The organism is Paenirhodobacter huangdaonensis, from assembly GCF_004022465.1.
Classification (GTDB): domain Bacteria; phylum Pseudomonadota; class Alphaproteobacteria; order Rhodobacterales; family Rhodobacteraceae; genus Rhodobacter; species Rhodobacter huangdaonensis.
Map to the genome: position 1 here is coordinate 200,727 of NZ_SAVA01000008.1, position 17,459 is coordinate 218,185.

Genomic DNA, 17,459 nt, shown 5'->3' on the forward strand with positions numbered 1-17,459 from the left:
GCTTGCGGTGGTCACTTTACTTGACCGCGTGAGGCTGTCCAGTCTGGCGATGCGCGCGCAGCGCGAAATCCGCAAGAAAGTTTCGTGACCGCCCAAAGACGCCGCCCCGGCGCGGCAGGGGCCGGCACCGGGGCGGTGGATTTCCTCGGGCATCTGCCGCAAGTGCCGGCAGATGCTGCATCTTTCAGCGCTCAGAGCTTGCCGTTGCGCTGCTGGATCATCATGAAGGTGTCGTAGTTGTATTCCGCCACCTGTGCCCAGAGGTAATGCTCGGCGCGGAAGCCTTTGATCGAGCCCCAGATCTTCGCGAAGGTGGGGTTCGAGGCCTCGAGCTCGGCATAGGTCTCGTTGGCGGTGTTGAAGCAGGCCTCGAGGATCTCGGCCGAGAACGGGCGCAGCTGCGTGCCCTCGGCGATCAGCTTCTTCAGCGCCGTCGGGTTCAGATAGTCATACTGCTGCAGCATGTTGGCATCTACGCCCTGGGCGACCGAGCGCAGCAGCGACTGATAGTTCTTCGGCAGCTCGTTCCACTTGTCGAGGTTGATCATGAAGTGGACGGTCGGGCCGCCTTCCCACCAGCCGGGGTAGTAGTAGTAGGGCGCGACCTTCACGAAGCCGAGCTTCTCGTCGTCATAGGGGCCGACGAATTCGGTGGCGTCGATCGTGCCCTTCTCGAGCGCGGCATAGATGTCGCCGCCGGCGATCTGCTGCGGCACCACGCCGAGCTTCGCCATCACCTGACCGGCGAAGCCGCCGATCCGCATCTTCAGCCCCTTCAGATCCTCGAGCGTGTTGATTTCCTTGCGGAACCAGCCGCCCATCTGGACGCCCGTGTTGCCGCCCGGGAAGCCGATCAGCCCCTGCTGCGCGAGGAACTCGTTATAGAGCTCGATGCCGCCGCCGAAGTAGTGCCATGCATTCATGCCGCGCGCCGACAGGCCGAAGGGAACGGCCGAGCCGAGCGCCCAGGCCGGGTCCTTGCCCCAGTAGTAATAGCCCACCGTATGCGCCATCTCGACGGTGCCAGACTGCACGGCATCGGCCGCCTGCAGACCGCCGACGAGCTCGCCCGCGGCGAAGGACTGGATCTCGAAGTTGCCGTCGGTCGCCTCGGCGATGCGTTTGCCGAGCGCCTCGGTGTTGCCATAGAGCGTGTCGAGCGATTTCGGGAAGGACGAGGTCATCCGCCAGGTGATCTTCGGGTTCGACTGCGCGATCGCGGGGGCAGCAAGGCCGGCCGCGGCGCCGCCGATGGTGCCGCCGATCGCGGCTTTGGTCAGGAAGGAACGGCGATCCATCTGGATCCTCATGTGCAAATTCGGTGTGTCAGCGCTGCGGAAGGGCCGGGAGGCCCCGTGCGGCGGCGCGAACCTGTCAGGTTGGGGCGACCGAGTCCAGAGCGGGGGATTAAGATTTTTCGCAAAACGCGCAATAAAATGTCAAAAACACCCCTGTTGCGCGCAAGAGTCGCAGCGTCAGCCGCGGCTGTCGGGCAACTGGATGCGGGCGACCTGCTCGGCGATCGGGTCGACGGAGAGCGGGTGGGTCTCGCCGCTGTGGTCCTCGGGCGCGCCGATGTCCTGCCAGCGGCCGCCCTTGTAGATCTCGAGCGCGCCGAAATTCGCCTTGTAGCCCATCTTGCGCGAGCCCGGCACCCAGTAGCCGAGATAGACATAGGGCAGGCCGGCGCGACGCGCGATGTCGACATGATCGAGGATCAGGAAGGTGCCGAGGCTGTCCTCGTGCCGGTCCGGGTCGTAGAAGCTGTAGACCATGCTCACCCCGTCATCGAGCACGTCGGTCAGGCACACCGCAGCAAGCGCGCGGGTCGAGCCGGGCGAGGCCTCGGTCTCGCGGTATTCGACGACGCGCGACTTCACCGGCGTCTCCTCGATCATCGCGGCGAATTCGAAGATGTCCATGTCGGCCATGCCGCCATCGGCGTGGCGCGCGTCGAGATAGCGGCGGAAGAGGGCGAACTGCTCCTCGGTGGCCCAGGGGCTGGTGGCGGTGCGCTTCAGGTGTGCGTTGCGCTTCAGCACCCGGCGCTGGGTGCGGCTGGGCTCGAAATCCGCCACCCGGATACGGGCCGAGAGGCAGGCCGTGCAATCGGCGCAGGAGGGGCGGTAAAGCACATTCTGCGAGCGCCGGAAGCCCTGGCGCGAGAGCGCGTTGTTCAGCTTTTCCGCCCCCTCGCCCTGCAGCGCGGTGAACAGCTTGCGCTCCGAACGCCCGTCCAGATAGGGACAGGGCTGCGGCGCGGTCACGTAGAACTGCGGTGCAAGCGGAAGCGAATGGCGCATTTCGACAGCTGTGATGGGGTTGAGGTGGCGGGGCTGGGCATCAGGTCCCTGGCAATCTGCGGGCAGGCTAGCAAGATCGATCCTCGCCGCCAAGCCTTTCATGCCATTGCAGATATGCGAAACCCCGCCTTTTTCAAGGCGGGGCGGCAGGAAGGGGCAGGTTGCGCGTTTCGCGATCAGCTGCGGGGCGCCTCGGGGGCGTCGGTCCCGGCCGGCGCGGTGTCGGGCATCGCGGCGGCGGCGCGGGCGCGCTCGTCCATGTACTGGTCGAACTCGGCCTTGTCGCGGGCCTCACGCAGGCGGGCAAGGAAGGCCTCGAATGCGTCCTGTTCGCGCTCGAGCCGGGCCAGCGTGTCGGCCTTGTAGGCGTCGAAGGCGCGGTTGCCGGTCGGACGGCTGGCGTGGAAATGCATCCGCGGCGCGCAGGCGGCAAAGCGCTCGGCATTGCGCCGGCAGCCGCGGCCGAAGCGGCCGGTGATCAGGATGAAGCCGAGCACGAGCAGGCCGAGGGGGCCGGCGAAGATGAAGGCGCCGATCATGACCACGATCCACGAGATCGGGCCGCGCTCGTCGAGCCAGTTCAGCGTGCGCGCGATCCAGCCCGGGCGGGCGGGAACGTCGGTATAGGCGTAGGCGGACATGGGAACCTCCGGGTTGGGGATGTGAATGCCTTTCACATTCCGGAAGATGGGAGACCCTGCGCCGCCGGTCAAGGGATGATGTAAAAGTTTTTCACATCATCCTGCCGCCCGCCCCCGATCCGGTCATTCGGTGAAGTCGGCGGGCTCGGCGCCGGTGATCCGCAACAGCTCGGCCGGGGCGATCGAGAAGATGTGGCGCGGTGTGCCGGCGGCGGCCCAGATCAGATCGAACTCGGCCAGCCGCGGATCCCAGAACAGCCGCACCGGTTTCAGATGGCCGACGGGCGAGACCCCGCCGATGGCAAAGCCGGTCTCGGCGCGGATCAGATCGGCATCGGCCTTGCCGAGCGGCTGGCCGGCGACGGCGCTGGCCTTCGCGGCGCTGACCCGGTTGCCGCCGGCGGTCAGGAACAGCACGACATGGCCGCTGTCCTCGCCGCGGAAGATGATCGATTTCGCGATCTGGTCGACGGCGCAGCCCGCGGCCTCGGCCGCCTCGGCGGCGGTGCGGGCCTGGCCCACCTCGCGGATCTCGACCGCGGCCCCGGCGGCGGCCAGTGCTGCCTCGACCCGTTTCAGCGACTTGCTCATTTCGCGCTCCTTCGTCCTTGCTCCCCCGGGTCTAGCGCCCGGGGCCGTGACAGGGAAGGGCATTGACCGGCGCGGCCGCAAGGCTAGTTTGCCGCCATGAACTTTGCATCCCGCCTGACCCGTTGCCCCATTCCGCATGACCCCGACCGCGGCGCCGATCTGGCCGCACGCTTTCCGGGGCTCGCGCCCGAGCTGCGCGCGCTGATCGCCGGCACCGCGGGCTGTTCGCCCTATCTCGTCGGGCTGATGGAACGCGAGGCCGACTGGCTGGCGCTGGCGCTGGCGGGGGCGCCCGAAGAGGCGCTCGAGGCCGAGCTTGCCCGCGTCGCCGCCACCCCCGGCGAGGCGCTTGGCAGCGAGCTGCGCCGGGCGAAGCGGCGCCTTGCGCTGTTGACGGCGCTGGCCGACCTCGGTGGGGTGTGGCCGCTCGAGACGGTGACCGGGGCCCTCACCCGCCTCGCCGACAGTGCCGTCGATCTGGCGATGAAGCATTTCGTCGCCGAGGAGATCCGCCGCGGCAAGATCCCCGGCGCGGGGCCCGACGACGTCGCCACCGCCGCCGGGATGGTGGCGCTCGCCATGGGCAAGATGGGGGCGGGGGAGCTGAACTATTCCTCCGATATCGACCTGATCTGCCTGTTCGACGAAATCCGCTATGACCCCGACGACCGGATGGAGGCGCGCGCGGCGCTGGTGCGGGCGACGCGGAAGATGGCGGCGCTGCTGAACGACCACACCGCCGAGGGCTATGTCTTCCGCACCGACCTGCGGCTGCGCCCCGATGCCTCGGTGACGCCGGTATGCCTGTCGATGGGGGCGGCGGAGCTTTACTATGAAGCCGAGGGCCGGACCTGGGAGCGCGCGGCCTATATCAAGGCGCGGCCCTGCGCGGGCGACCTTGCGGCGGGCGCGCGGTTCCTCGAGACGCTGACCCCCTTCGTCTGGCGCAAGCACCTCGACTTCGCCGCGATCCAGGACGCCTATGACATGCGGTTGCGGATCCGCGAGCACAAGGGGCTGCAGGGGCCGCTGACGATCCCCGGCCACAACATGAAGCTCGGCCAGGGCGGCATCCGTGAGATCGAGTTCTTCACCCAGACCCGGCAGCTGATCGCCGGCGGGCGCGACCCCTCGCTGCGCGAGCGCACCACGGTGGGCGGGCTGGCGCGGCTTGCCGCGCAGGGCTGGGTGCCCGAGACGGTGGCGCAGGAGCTCACCGACATCTACCGCGCGCACCGCGAGGTCGAGCACCGGGTGCAGATGGTGAACGACGCCCAGACCCACCTGTTGCCGACCTCGGCCGAGGGGCTCGACCGCATCGCGCGGATGATGGGCGAGATCGACACCGCGGCCTGGGAGGCGGGCCTGCGGGCGCGGCTCGAGCGGGTCGAGACGCTGACCGGCGCCTTCTTCGCGCCGTCGGAATGCGAGGACCGGCCGGATCTCTCGCCCGCCTCCGAGGCGCTGGTCGAGGGCTGGCGCGGCTATCCCGCGCTGCGCTCGGACCGGGCGCAGGCGATCTTCCGCCGGATCGAGCCCGAGATCCTGAAGCGGATGACGCGGGCCGCGAACCCCGAGGAGGCGCTGCGCCAGTTCGACGGCTTCCTCGCGCGGCTGCCGGCCGGGGTGCAGCTGTTCTCGCTCTTTGAATCGAACCCGCAGCTGATCGACCTGATCGTCGACATCTGCGCCACCGCGCCGGGGCTTGCGGCCCATCTGTCGCGCAATGCGGGGGTGCTCGACGCGGTGATCGGCGGCTCGTTCTTCGCGCCGTGGCCCGGTGCCGAGGCGCTGCGGGCGGGGCTGGCGGCGGAGCTGGCGGCGGCGCCCGATTACGAGAAGGCGCTTGATGCGGCGCGCCGCTGGGCGAAGGAATGGCGCTTCCGCGTCGGCGTGCATCACCTGCGCGGCCTTGTCGACGCGGCCGAGGCGGCTAAGCATTATGCCGATGTCGCGGGGGCTGCGGTCGCCGCGCTCTGGCCGGTGGTGGTGGCCGAATTCGCGCGCAAGCACGGGGCGCAGCCCGGTCGTGGCGCGGTGGTGCTGGGCATGGGCTCGCTGGGTGCCGAGCGGCTGAACGCGGCCTCCGACCTCGATCTGATCGTGATCTATGACGCGGGCGGCGAGGAGGCCTCGTCAGGCCCGAAGCCCTTGCCGGCGCGCACCTATTTCGCCCGGCTGACGCAGGCCTTCATCACCGCGCTGACCGCGCCGATGCCGGAGGGGCGGCTCTATGAGGTCGACATGCGGCTGCGGCCCTCGGGCAAGCAGGGGCCGGTCGCGGTGTCGCTGCAGAGCTTCCAGACCTATCAGATGGAAGAGGCCTGGACCTGGGAGCACCTCGCGCTGACGCGGGCGCGGGCGCTGGTGGGCGACCCGGATCTCGCCGACGAGATCGAGGCGGTGCGGCGCATCGTCTTGCGCGCGAAGGGCAGCGAGGCGCGGGTGGTGCCGGATCTGGCCGAGATGCGGGCGCGGATCTTTGCCGCCAAGGCCCCCGATGGCGACTGGGAGGCGAAGATCGGCCCCGGCCGGCTGCAGGACATCGAACTGCTGGCGCAAAGTTTCGCGCTGCGCGCGGGGGACCCGGCCCGGCGGGTCGAGGCGCAGCTGCGCGCGGGCCCGCGCGCCGGGCTGATCGCCAAGGCGGACGCCGAGGCGCTGGCCTCGGCCTATCGCTTCCTGTGGCGGTTGCAGGCGGGGGGGCGGCTGCTCACTGACCGGCCGCTCGAGATGGAGACGATCGGCGAGGGCGGGCGGGCGTTCCTGCTGCGCGAGGCGGACGCGCCCGACCTCGATGCACTTGCCGCCCGGCTGGCCCGCACCACCGACGAGGCCGCCGCGATCATCGAACGCGCGCTGGCCTGAGGGCGGCTCAGCGCGGCAGGGCCGCCGCCTCGCGCGCGAGCGCCTCGATCCCGGCCCAGTCCCCTGCCCGCACCTTCGCGTCGGGGGCGACCCAGCTGCCGCCGGCGCAGGCGACGTTCTTCAGCGCAAGATAGTCGGGCGCATTCGAAAGGCTGACTCCGCCGGTCGGGCAGAAGCTCACCTGCGGCAGCGGCCCGCCAAGCGCCCGGATCGCCGCCGCCCCGCCCGAGGTGCCGGCGGGGAAGAACTTGAGCATGTCATAGCCCCATTCCATCGCCCGCATCACCTCCGACGCGGTGACGGCGCCGGGCAGCAGCGGCAGGCCCTCGTCCTCGCAGGCCTTCACCAGCCGCTCGGTCAGCCCGGGCGAGACGCCGAAGCGCGCGCCCGCGGCCTTCGCCGCCCTGACGTCGGCGGGGGTCAGCAGGGTGCCCGCGCCAACGACGCCGCCCTCGACATCGGCCATCGCCCGGATCGCCTCGAGCGCGCAGGGGGTGCGCAGCGTCACCTCGAGCGCAGGCAATCCGCCCGCGACGAGGGCGCGGGCGAGGGGGGCGGCATCGGCCACCTGCTGCACCACGATCACCGGGATGATCGGGGCAAGCGCGCAGATCCCGCGCGCGGCGGCAGATTGTTCGGCAGGGGTCATCGGCGCTCTCCTTCGGCGGCCGCGCGCGGGCGGCGGGGGCGGGATGCCTCCGGCGGGAGTATTTGGGCCAGGAAAATCGGCATTTCCTTGGAAAAATACTCCCGCCGGAGGCAAGAAACTCAGACCACGACGGCGGCGCCCTCAGTGGCGGGGCCGACGTTGCGGCGGAAGGCGGCGAAGAGCTCGCGGCCGAGGCCGTGGGCGTTCTTCGTCAGATCCGCCGTCACCGGCGGCCGGGTCTCGAAGTCGGGCGCAAGGCAGGTGAGGGTGCCCGCCACCGCGTCGAGGCGGAGGAGGTCGCCGTCGCGCAGTTTCGCCAGCGGGCCGCCACAGGCTGCCTCGGGGCTGACATGGATCGCCGCCGGCACCTTGCCCGAAGCGCCCGACATCCGCCCGTCGGTGACCAGCGCGACCCTGAGGCCGCGGCCCTGCAGCACCGAGAGCGTCGGGGTGAGCGAGTGGAGTTCGGGCATGCCATTCGCCTGCGGCCCCTGAAAGCGCACGACGACGATGGTGTCGGTGGTGAACTCGCCCGCCTTGAAGGCGGCCTTCACCTCCTCCTGATCGGCAAAGACGCGCGCCGGGGCCTCGATCACGTGATACTCAGGCGCCACGGCCGAGATCTTGATCACTCCGCGGCCGAGGTTGCCCGCAAGCTGCTTGAGCCCGCCCTGCGGCTGGAACGGCGTCGCGGCGGGGCGCAGGATGCGGTCGTTGAGGCTGTCGCGTGCCCCCTCGACCCAGTCGACGCCGCCGCCCTGCAGCTTCGGCTCGCGGGTATAGGTGGCGAGCCCGTCGCCCGCCACCGTCTTCACGTCGGGGTGCAGCAGACCCGCGCCCAGAAGCTCGCGGATCAGGAACTGCAGCCCGCCCGCGGCGTGGAAATGGTTCACGTCGGCGAGCCCGTTCGGATAGACCTTGGCCATCAGCGGCACCACCGAGGAGATCTCGTCGAAATCCGCGAGGTCGAGCGCGATCCCCGCGGCGCGTGCCATCGCCGGCAGGTGCAGCACCAGGTTGGTCGAGCCACCCGTCGCCATCAGCCCGACGATGCCGTTGACGAAGGCGCGTTCGTCGAGCACCTCGGCCACCGGGCGGAAGTCGTTGCCGAGCGCGGTGATCGCGGCGGCGCGGCGCGCGGCCTGGGTGGTGAGCGCGTCGCGCAGCGGCGTGCCGGGGTTGACGAAGCTCGCCCCCGGCAGATGCAGGCCCATCACCTCCATCAGCATCTGGTTGGTGTTCGCGGTGCCGTAGAAGGTGCAGGTGCCCGGCCCGTGATAGGAGGCCATCTCGGCCGCCATCAGCGCCTCGCGCCCGACCTCGCCCGCGGCGAATTGCGCGCGGATCTTCGCCTTTTCGTCATTCGGCAGGCCCGAGGTCATCGGCCCGGCCGGCACGAAGACCGCGGGGACATGGCCGAAGGTGGCGGCAGCGATGACGAGGCCCGGCACGATCTTGTCGCACACGCCAAGATAAAGCGCCGCGTCGAAGCAGTTGTGGCTGAGTGCGACGCCCGCGGCAAGGGCGATCACGTCGCGCGAAAAGAGGCTCAGCTCCATCCCCGGCTGGCCCTGGGTGATGCCGTCGCACATCGCGGGCACGCCGCCCGCGACCTGCGCCGTGGCGCCCACGGCGGCAAGGGCCGCGCGGATCTGGCCGGGGTAGCTTTCATAGGGCTGATGCGCCGAGAGCATGTCATTATAGGCGGTGACGATGCCGATGTTCGGCGCGCGGCCCTCGGCAAGCTGCGTCTTCTGCGGGCTTGCGGCATAGGCATGGGCCTGGTTGCCGCAGCTCAGATGCGTGCGGGCGGGGCCTGCGGCGACGGCTGCGTGCACCCGGGCCATGTAGTCGTCCCGCAGCCCTTTCGATCGCGCACGCACCCGGTCGGTCACTCGGGCGATGGTGGCGTTCAGCGGCGGGCTGGTCTGGGTCATGGTGTCTTCCGTTCGGATGGGCGAGCGCGGTTTCGGCGACAGCGCCTCTGCTCTATACCGTTAGCGCTAACAAATCAACTCGTCTGGAATGTTTCAATTTTGGCGTCGGTTCCCGTGGCCGCAAGCGGCATTCCTTCAAAATACACGACAATAAGCCACATCCTGCCACAATCCGCAGCGAGTTTCAGCAGCTGAAACAAAGCTGACGGAGTATCGGGCATGAAAACGCTGCGCTTTCCCGCTGTCCTCGCCGGGCTGACGCTGCTGGCCGCCTGCGCCCAGGTCACGCCGGCGACGCGGGCCGCGACCGAGGTCACGGCACTTGACGAGATCGTGGTGAGCGGCGCCCCCGCGATGACGCAGCCGCGCTATGACGTGCGGGATGTGCGGGTCACGGTGCCGCGCACGCTCCATGTGTCCGAGGCGAACCTCTATTACCCGATCGCCGATCTCGTCTGGCGCGGCGATGCGCGCGGCGACCGCTATGCCCAGGTCACGGCGATCTTCACCGAAGCGGCGGGCCGCGCCACGGCGCAGATGCATGCGGGCCGGCCGGTCAGCGTCGACATCGAGGTGCTGCGCTTCCATGCCCTGACCGAGAAGACCCGCTACAGCGTCGGCGGCAGCTACGGGGTGAAGTTCTCGCTCACCGTGCGCGACGCGCAGACCGGCGCGCTGATCGACGGGCCGCGGGTGGTCAAGGCCGGGCATCCGGCCTCGGGCGGGCAGAAGGCGATCGACGAAGAGGCGCGCGGGCTGACCGAAAAGGTGGTGGTCACGCAGTTCCTCGACGACCTGCTGCGCGCCGAACTGGCGAAGCCCGGCGTGCCTGCCGCCGTGGCCGGGGACCGCATCTCGCTGCTCGGCCTCGGGCAGTGAGGCTTTCCTCGCGGGCCGCGGCGCGCTAGAGGGGGCGGCAACGCCCCTTTTTTCATGCGAGGCCTTCCCCATGTCCGATACTGATCTTCCGCAACCGCGTCCCGTGGTGCGGCTGCGCCCCAAGGCCGAGGCGCGTGCGATCCGCCACGGCTTCCCCTGGGTCTATGCCGATGAGCTGGTCACCGACCGGCGCACGCAGGCGCTGACCCCGGGCACCATCGCGACCCTCGAGGATGCCGAGCGCCGGCCGCTGGCCACCGTTACCGTCAATCCGAACTCGAAGATCATCGGCCGGGTGCTCGACCGCAACGCCGAGGCGGTGATCGACCGAGCCTGGATCGCGGCGCGGATCGCGCGTGCACTCGAGCTGCGCGCGCGGCTCTTCGATGCCCCCTTCTATCGCCTTGTCCATGCCGAGTCGGACGGGCTGCCCGGGGTCATCATCGACCGCTTCGGCGATGTCGCGGTGGTGCAGCCGAACGCCACCTGGTCGGAGGCGATGATCGAGGATATCGCTGCCGCGCTGACCGAGGTCACCGGCGTCACCACCATCGTCAAGAACGGCTCGGGCCGGTCACGCAGCCTCGAGGGGCTGAACGAGGAGACGGTGGTGCTGAAGGGCGCCATCGCGGGCCCGATCGAGGTGCCGATGAACGGCGCGATCTACATGGCCGACGTGCTGGGCGGGCAGAAGACCGGGCTGTTCTTCGACCAGCGCCCGAACCATGCCTTTGCCGCGCGGCTGGCAAAGGGGGCGCGGGTGCTCGACGTGTTCTCGCATGTGGGCGGCTTTGCGCTTGCCTGTCTTGCGGGCGGCGCCACCTCGGCGCTGGCGGTCGATGCCTCGGCCGCGGCGCTCGGGCTTGCCACGCGCGGCGCCGAGGCGATGGGGCAGGGTGCGCAGTTCGCAACGCGGCAGGGCGATGCCTTCGCCACGCTCGAGGCGCTGGCCGCCGAGGGCGCGCAGTTCGATCTGGTGATCTGTGACCCGCCCGCCTTCGCTCCGGCAAAGCCCGCGCTGCAGGCGGGGCTGCGCGCCTATGAGCGGGTGGCGCGTCTCGCGGCGCCGCTGGTCGCGCCGGGGGGCTTCCTGACGCTGTGCTCCTGCTCGCACGCGGCCGATCTCGATCAGTTCCGTGCTGCGTCGAGCCGCGGCATCGGGCGGGGCGGGCGGCGGCCGCAGCTTCTGCACACGGGCTATGCCGGCCCCGATCACCCGATGCTGCCGCAGCTGGCCGAATCGGGCTATCTGAAGGCGCTGTTCTTCCGGCTCGACTGATGAAGGTGCTGCTCGACGCCTGCGTGCTTTACCCGACCGTGCTGCGCGAGATCCTGATCGGCGTGGCGCGGCGCGGGCTCTACACGCCGTTGTGGTCGGCGCGCATCCTGGAAGAGTGGGCGCGCGCCGCCGCCCGGCTGGGCCCGGCAGACGAGGCGATCGCGCGCGGCGAGGTGGCGGCGCTGCGCGCGGCCTTCCCGCGCGCCGAGGTGGCGCCGAAACCCGGGCTCGAGGCGCGGCTCGTGCTGCCCGATCCGAATGACGTGCATGTGCTGGCCGCCGCGATCGCGGGCTCGGCCGATGCCATCGTGACCTTCAACGCCGTCGATTTTCCGCGCGCGACGCTGGCCGCCGAAGGGATCGAGCGGCGCGACCCGGACGGCTTCCTCTGGGCGCTGTGGTCGGACAGCCCCGCGCCCGTCGCCGAGGTGGTCGAGGCGGTGCGGGCCGAGGCCGAGCGGCTCTCGGGCGTGCCGCAGCCATTGCGGCCGCTGCTCAAGCGCGCCAAGCTGCCGCGGTTGGGCAAGGTGCTGGAGGCGTGATGCTGGGCTTCGTGACGATTGCCGAGAAGGGCGAGGCGGACCGGCTGCTGGCCGATTTCGCCGCGGGTCTTGAGGCCGCAGGGCGCCCCGTCGTCGCCATGGTCCGCGCCGAGCTGCCGGCCGCGCGCGCCTGCGAGATGGCGTTGCGGCTTTACCCCTCGGGAGAGGTCGCGCCGATCTCGCAATCGCTGGGCGCGGGCGCCGATGCCTGCACGCTCGATGCCGGCGCGCTCGAGGCGGCGGTGATGACCACCGCGGCGGCGCTTGCGGCGGCGGCTCCCGGCGCGCCGCTGATCCTGAACAAGTTCGGCAAGCAGGAAAGCGAGGGCCACGGCAGCCGCGCGCTGATCGCTGCCGCGCTCGAGGCCGGGCATCCGGTGCTGATTTCGGTGCCGCCGGCGACGCGCACGGCCTTCCTCGACTTCGCCGGCGATCTCGCGACCGAACTGGCCCCCGAGCCGCAGGCGCTCGGCGACTTTCTGGCGCAGCTCTGCGACGGATCTTTCAAACCGCTTTGACCTCGGCATCCGGGGGACTAGACTGTTGCGCAACGCGTCGCTAGAACGCGGACAGTTAGCGCTAACATCGGAGAGGTTCATGGTTTCGCGCGTCATCCCGGTGGACCCGTTCGACGTGGTGGTTTTTGGGGCCACCGGCGACCTGTCCACCCGCAAGATCCTGCCGGCGCTCTACCGGCGCTTCTATGCCGGGCAGATCCCGCCCGAGGCGCGGATCATCGGCGCCGCCCGCACCGAGCTCGATGCCGAGGGCTTCCGCGCCCTCACCCGGGCTGCGATCGCCGAACATGTCGGCGCGGCGAAGCGCGATCCGGAGCAGATCGAGGCCTTCCTGAATTGCGTCGATTACGTTCCGGTCGACGCCACCGGCACCAGCGGCTGGCAGGAGCTGAAGGCGATGATCCGGCCCGGCGTGGTGAACGCCTTCTATTTCTCGGTGGCGCCGGCGCTGTTCGGCGATCTGGCCGAGCGGCTGCACGGCCACGGCATCACCACCGACGATTCGCGCATCGTGGTGGAAAAGCCCTTCGGCCGCGACCTCGCCTCGGCGCAGGCGCTGAATGCCACGCTGGCCGCGCATTTCGACGAGCATCAGATCTACCGCATCGACCATTACCTCGGGAAGGAGACGGTGCAGAACCTGATGGCGGTGCGCTTCGCCAACATCCTGTTCGAGCCGCTGTGGAACAGCCAGTATGTCGACCATGTGCAGATCACCGTGGCCGAGACCGTGGGCGTGGGCGGGCGTGGCGGCTACTATGACCGCTCGGGCGCGATGCGCGACATGGTGCAGAACCACATGATGCAGCTTCTGTGCCTGATCGCGATGGAGCCGCCCTATCACTTCGACCCCGACGCGGTGCGCGACGAGAAGCTGAAGGTGATCCGCGCGCTGCAGCCCGCGGCGCAATCCGACATCGTGCGCGGCCAGTACCTGCCGGTGAAGGGCGATGCCGCGCGGCGCGGCTATGTCGAGGATGTCGAGAACCCCGACAGCCGTTCGGAAAGCTATATCGCGCTGAAGGTGCAGATCGCGAACTGGCGCTGGCAGGGCACGCCCTTCTATCTGCGCACCGGCAAGCGGCTGCGCGCGCGCACCTCGGAGATCGCGATCACCTTCAAGCAACCGCCGCATTCGATCTTCGACGAGGCGGATGACAGCTGGCGCGAGAACGTGCTGGTGATCCGGCTGCAGCCGAACGAGGGGATGAACCTCAAGGTGATGATCAAGGAGCCGGGCCCGGGCGGCATGCGCCTCGTGCAGGTGCCGCTCGACATGTCCTTCGCCGAGGCGCTGGGCGAGGAGGGGGCCGACATCCCCGACGCCTATGAACGCCTCATCATGGACGTGATCCGCGGCAACCAGACGCTCTTCATGCGCGGCGATGAGGTCGAGGCGGCCTGGGCCTGGACCGACCCGATCATCGCCGGCTGGGAGGCGCGGGGGGACCGGCCGCAGCCCTATGATTCGGGCTCCTCCGGGCCCGAGGACGCGCTGATGCTGATGCACCGCGACGGCCGGCGCTGGCGCGAGATCCGCGAATGACCCTCGTCGCCTATCCCGACCGCGAGATGCTGATGGTGGCGCTGGCCGACACCATCGCCTCGCAGCTGCGCGAAACCCTCGCGCGCGAGGGGCGGGCGGTGCTGAGCGTGCCGGGCGGCACCACGCCGGGGCCGGTCTTCGACATCCTCTCGGGCGTGGCGCTTGACTGGGAAAACATCTCGGTGCTGCTCAATGACGAACGCTGGGTGCCCGAGGACAGCCCGCGCTCGAACACCCGGCTGCTGCGCGAGCGGCTGCTGCGCGACCGCGCGGCCGCGGCGCAGCTGGTGCCGCTTTACGCCCCCGCGCCCCGCCCCGAGGACCGGCTTGACGAGCTTGCCGCGGGCGTCGCCGCGGTGCTGCCGATCACCGTGCTGCTGCTCGGCATGGGGGCGGATATGCACACCGCCTCGCTCTTTCCCGGCGCCGATCGGCTGGCCGAGGCGCTTGCCCCCGACGCGCCGGTGCTGATGGCCTTGTGCGCCGAGGCGGCGGGCGAGCCGCGCATCACCCTCACCGCCCCGGCCTTGCGCAGCGCGATGCACTGCCACATTCTCATCACCGGCGACGAGAAGCGTGCCGCCCTCGACCGCGCGGCACAGCTGCCCGAGGCCGAGGCCCCGGCCCGCATCGTTCTGAACACCGCCACCATCCATTGGGCCCCATGATGAACCGCTTCGACGACCTGCTCTCCCACGCTGCCGCGACGAAAGACCGGCAGATCCGGGAATTGTTCGAAAATGACAAGCGCGCTGCCGAGTTCAGCGCGGAATTTGGCGAGTTCCTGTTCGATTACTCCAAGACCTCCATCGACGAAACCGCGCGCGACCTGCTGGTTGCGCTGGCCGAGCGCTGTGGCGTTGCGGAAAAACGCGCGGCGATGTTCGCCGGTGCGAAGATCAACGAGACGGAGAATCGCGCCGTCCTGCACACCGTCTGGCGCAACATGGCGGCCGAGGTCAGTGTCGACGGGCGCGACGTGATGCCCGAGGTGCGCGCCACGCTCGGCCGGATGCAGGCCTTCGCCGAGGCGGTGCGCACGGGCCGCTTCACCGGCCAGGGCGGCGCGATCACCGATGTCGTCAACATCGGCATCGGCGGCTCCGACCTCGGCCCGGCGATGGCGACGCTGGCGCTGTCCTCCTTCGCCGACGGGCCGCGCTGCCATTTCGTCTCGAACGTCGATGGCGCGCATATCCATGACACGCTCGCGGGCCTGAACCCGGAAACGACGCTTGTGATCGTCGCCTCGAAGACCTTCACCACGATCGAGACGATGACCAACGCCGAAACCGCGCGGAAATGGATGGCGGCCAAGGTTGCCACCCCCGCCGCGCAATTCGCCGCGATCTCGTCGGCCGTCGACCGCACCGCGGCCTTCGGCATCGACCCGTCGCGCGTCTTCGGTTTCGAGGACTGGGTGGGCGGGCGCTATTCGGTCTGGTCGCCGATCGGGCTCAGCCTGATGCTGGCGGTGGGCCCGGGGCATTTCGCCGAGTTCCACGCCGGCGCCGCGGCGATGGACCGCCACTTCCGCGAGGCGCCCCTTGCGGAAAACCTGCCGGTGCTGCTCGCCCTCGTGGGCATCTGGCACAATCAGGTGCAGGGCCATGCCACCCGCGCCGTGCTGCCCTATGAGCAGCGCCTGGCCCGGCTGCCCGCCTATCTCCAGCAGCTCGAGATGGAATCGAACGGCAAGCGTGTCAGCATGGACGGGGCGGATCTGCCCTACAATTCGGGCCCGGTGGTCTGGGGCGAGCCCGGCACCAACGGCCAGCACGCCTTCTACCAGCTCATCCACCAGGGCACGCGGGTGATCCCTTGCGAATTCCTGGTGGCCGCAACCGGGCGCGAGCCCGATCTCGAGCATCAGCACCTGCTGCTCGTCGCGAATTGCCTCGCGCAATCCGAGGCACTTTTGCGCGGCCGCTCGCTCGCCGAGGCGACCGAGATCCTGCGCAAGAAGGGGCTGACCGGCGCCGAGCTCGAACGTCAGGCGCGCCACCGCGTGTTTCCGGGCAACCGCCCCTCGACGACGCTGCTGTTCAACAAGCTGACCCCCTTCACCCTCGGCGGCATCATCGCGCTTTATGAACACCGGGTCTTCGTCGAGGGGGTGATCCTCGGCATCAACAGCTTCGACCAATGGGGGGTGGAACTCGGCAAGGAGCTGGCGCTGGCGCTCGCCCCGGTGCTTTCGGGCGAAAGCGACGGCGCCGGCAAGGACGGCTCGACCCGCGCGCTCGCCGCCCGCATCCGCGCCCTGCGCGAGGCCTGAGCCGGGCAGGGGGGCGCTGCCCCCCGTCCTTCGGACTCCCCCCGGAGTATTTCGGCCAGGAAAAATCATCTCGTTTTTTCTTGGAGAAAATACTCTGCGGGGGTCCGGGGGCGCAAAGCCCCCGGTTCTGCTTCTATCGCGTTTCCCTCGGTCGCAGCACCAGCCAGATCAGCGCCGCGCCGGCGAGCGTCAGGAAGGGCAGCATCGCCAGGTTCACCGCCTGCCAGCCCGCCTGCGGATCGCCCGCCGAGGCACAGTTCATCAGGCTGCCCGAGCTGAGCGAGGCGAGGAACACGCCGCCGAAGACGACGAAATCGTTCATCCCCTGCACATGGCCACGCTCGTCGGCGGTGTGTGCCGAGGCGAGCATCGCGGTCGAGCCGATGAAGCCGAAGTTCCAGCCCAGCCCCAGCAGCATCAGCGCCAGGAAGAATTTCTCGATCTCGACCCCGCTCATCGCCACCGCGCCCGAGGCGGCCAGGATCACCAGGCCGATGCCGACGATCACCTCCTTGCCGAAGCGCGCGATCAGATGGCCGGTGAAGAACGAGGGGATATACATCGCCAGCACATGCGCCGAGACGATATTGGCGGCATCCCCCGCCTCGAAGCCGCAGCCCACCACGGCGAGCGGGGTCGAGGTCATCACGAGGTTCATCAGCGCATAGCTGACCATGCCGCAGATCATCGCCACCGCGATCACCGGGTCCTTCAGAAGCTCGCGCCGGCTGCGGCCGGGATGGGCGACGCCCTTCGCCCGCCGCCCGGGGGCCGGGATGTCGAGGAAGGCGAAGAGGAGCGGCCCCAGCAGGTTGATGCCGATGATCGCGAGATAGGTCGCCATGAACGGCACGACCATCGCCTGGGCGGTGAATTTCACCAGCTGCGGGCCGATGATCGCGGCGGCAAGCCCGCCCGCCATCACGTAGGAAATCGCCTTCGGCTGGAACTCGGGGCTGGCGCCATCGGTCGCGGCAAAGCGATAGAAGCCCTGCGCCGACATGTAGACGCCGGTCAGCATCGAGCCCGCCATGAAGAGGGCGAAGGACCCGATGTAAAGCGCATAGGCCGCGATCGCCGCGCCGATCCCGCCCGCGAGCGTTGACAGGATGAAGCCCGCGCGCCGCCCCTTTGCCGCCATGAATTCCGACATCGGTTGTGCCGAGAGCACCGAGCCGAGCACGATCATCGAGAGCGGCAGGGTGGAGAAACACGGGTTCGGCGCCAGCGACTGGCCGGCCAGCCCGCCCACGGTGAAGATCATCGACATCTGCGCGCCAAGGAGGGCCTGGGCGAGCACGAGGACGGCGACGTTGCGCTTTTCGCGCGCGTCGGGGCCGGCGGGGGGAGAGGCGAGATCGGTCATGGCCAAGGCCTAGCCTTCCGCGCAGGGGCTGGCAAGCGCCGCGACAATCGGGCAGGGTGGGC

The 17,459-nt window shown here is 69.7% G+C and carries 15 protein-coding genes; 8 read left to right on the top strand and 7 right to left on the bottom strand.

Going from position 1 to position 17,459, the window contains the following annotated elements; all coding sequences use genetic code 11:
- Positions 1 to 191: 191 nt before the first annotated feature.
- From EOW66_RS14530 to EOW66_RS14545, 4 genes are all read right to left on the bottom strand, one after another.
- Positions 192 to 1,298 (bottom strand): TRAP transporter substrate-binding protein, encoded by a 1,107-nt coding sequence (locus EOW66_RS14530; RefSeq protein ID WP_113899056.1) that lies wholly within the window; start codon positions 1,296 to 1,298, stop codon positions 192 to 194.
- A 177-nt stretch (positions 1,299 to 1,475) separates the two neighbouring features.
- Complete coding sequence (locus EOW66_RS14535; RefSeq protein ID WP_113899057.1) at positions 1,476 to 2,303, bottom strand: arginyltransferase; 828 nt, start codon at positions 2,301 to 2,303, stop codon at positions 1,476 to 1,478.
- Between the two features lie 176 nt (positions 2,304 to 2,479).
- Complete coding sequence (locus tag EOW66_RS14540) at positions 2,480 to 2,944, bottom strand: DUF2852 domain-containing protein (RefSeq protein ID WP_128157023.1); 465 nt, start codon at positions 2,942 to 2,944, stop codon at positions 2,480 to 2,482.
- Between the two features lie 123 nt (positions 2,945 to 3,067).
- Entirely contained in the window at positions 3,068 to 3,535 is a 468-nt protein-coding gene (locus EOW66_RS14545; protein ID WP_128157024.1) for a YbaK/EbsC family protein, read from the bottom strand.
- A 96-nt stretch (positions 3,536 to 3,631) separates the two neighbouring features.
- On the opposite strand from EOW66_RS14545, the gene EOW66_RS14550 reads away from it, so the two are divergent.
- Complete coding sequence (locus EOW66_RS14550; RefSeq protein ID WP_128157025.1) at positions 3,632 to 6,403, top strand: [protein-PII] uridylyltransferase family protein; 2,772 nt, start codon at positions 3,632 to 3,634, stop codon at positions 6,401 to 6,403.
- Between the two features lie 7 nt (positions 6,404 to 6,410).
- Here the strand turns inward: EOW66_RS14550 and eda are convergent, their stop codons facing one another.
- On the bottom strand, positions 6,411 to 7,052 hold the full coding sequence (gene eda, locus EOW66_RS14555; protein WP_128157026.1) for a bifunctional 4-hydroxy-2-oxoglutarate aldolase/2-dehydro-3-deoxy-phosphogluconate aldolase: 642 nt from the start codon (positions 7,050 to 7,052) through the stop codon (positions 6,411 to 6,413).
- 119 nt (positions 7,053 to 7,171) lie between these two features.
- Entirely contained in the window at positions 7,172 to 8,989 is a 1,818-nt protein-coding gene (edd, locus tag EOW66_RS14560; protein ID WP_128157027.1) for a phosphogluconate dehydratase, read from the bottom strand.
- A 219-nt stretch (positions 8,990 to 9,208) separates the two neighbouring features.
- On the opposite strand from edd, the gene EOW66_RS14565 reads away from it, so the two are divergent.
- The 7 genes from EOW66_RS14565 (at position 9,209) to pgi (ending at position 16,031) form a co-directional block, all read left to right on the top strand.
- On the top strand, positions 9,209 to 9,868 hold the full coding sequence (locus tag EOW66_RS14565; RefSeq protein WP_128157028.1) for a DUF6778 family protein: 660 nt from the start codon (positions 9,209 to 9,211) through the stop codon (positions 9,866 to 9,868).
- 70 nt (positions 9,869 to 9,938) lie between these two features.
- Positions 9,939 to 11,147 carry an RSP_2647 family RNA methyltransferase gene (locus tag EOW66_RS14570; protein ID WP_128157029.1) on the top strand — a complete coding sequence of 403 codons (1,209 nt, stop codon included), beginning with the start codon at positions 9,939 to 9,941 and terminating at the stop codon, positions 11,145 to 11,147.
- Positions 11,147 to 11,689: an RSP_2648 family PIN domain-containing protein gene (locus tag EOW66_RS14575; RefSeq protein WP_113899065.1), complete on the top strand. Its 543-nt coding sequence runs from the start codon at positions 11,147 to 11,149 to the stop codon at positions 11,687 to 11,689. The genes EOW66_RS14570 and EOW66_RS14575 overlap by 1 nt, the downstream gene beginning before the upstream one ends.
- Positions 11,689 to 12,207 carry a DUF2478 domain-containing protein gene (locus tag EOW66_RS14580; protein WP_128157030.1) on the top strand — a complete coding sequence of 173 codons (519 nt, stop codon included), beginning with the start codon at positions 11,689 to 11,691 and terminating at the stop codon, positions 12,205 to 12,207. The genes EOW66_RS14575 and EOW66_RS14580 overlap by 1 nt, the downstream gene beginning before the upstream one ends.
- 79 nt (positions 12,208 to 12,286) lie before the next feature.
- Positions 12,287 to 13,753, top strand: a complete 1,467-nt coding sequence (gene zwf, locus EOW66_RS14585) for a glucose-6-phosphate dehydrogenase (protein WP_128157031.1) — start codon at positions 12,287 to 12,289, stop codon at positions 13,751 to 13,753.
- Complete coding sequence (pgl, locus tag EOW66_RS14590) at positions 13,750 to 14,421, top strand: 6-phosphogluconolactonase (RefSeq protein ID WP_128157032.1); 672 nt, start codon at positions 13,750 to 13,752, stop codon at positions 14,419 to 14,421. Before zwf ends, pgl begins: the two co-directional genes overlap by 4 nt.
- Positions 14,421 to 16,031: a glucose-6-phosphate isomerase gene (gene pgi / locus EOW66_RS14595; protein ID WP_128157033.1), complete on the top strand. Its 1,611-nt coding sequence runs from the start codon at positions 14,421 to 14,423 to the stop codon at positions 16,029 to 16,031. The genes pgl and pgi overlap by 1 nt, the downstream gene beginning before the upstream one ends.
- Before the next feature lie 133 nt (positions 16,032 to 16,164).
- Here the strand turns inward: pgi and EOW66_RS14600 are convergent, their stop codons facing one another.
- A complete protein-coding gene (locus EOW66_RS14600) occupies positions 16,165 to 17,397 on the bottom strand; it encodes an MFS transporter (RefSeq protein WP_128157034.1) in 1,233 nt (410 codons plus the stop codon).
- Between the last annotated feature and the right edge of the window lie 62 nt (positions 17,398 to 17,459).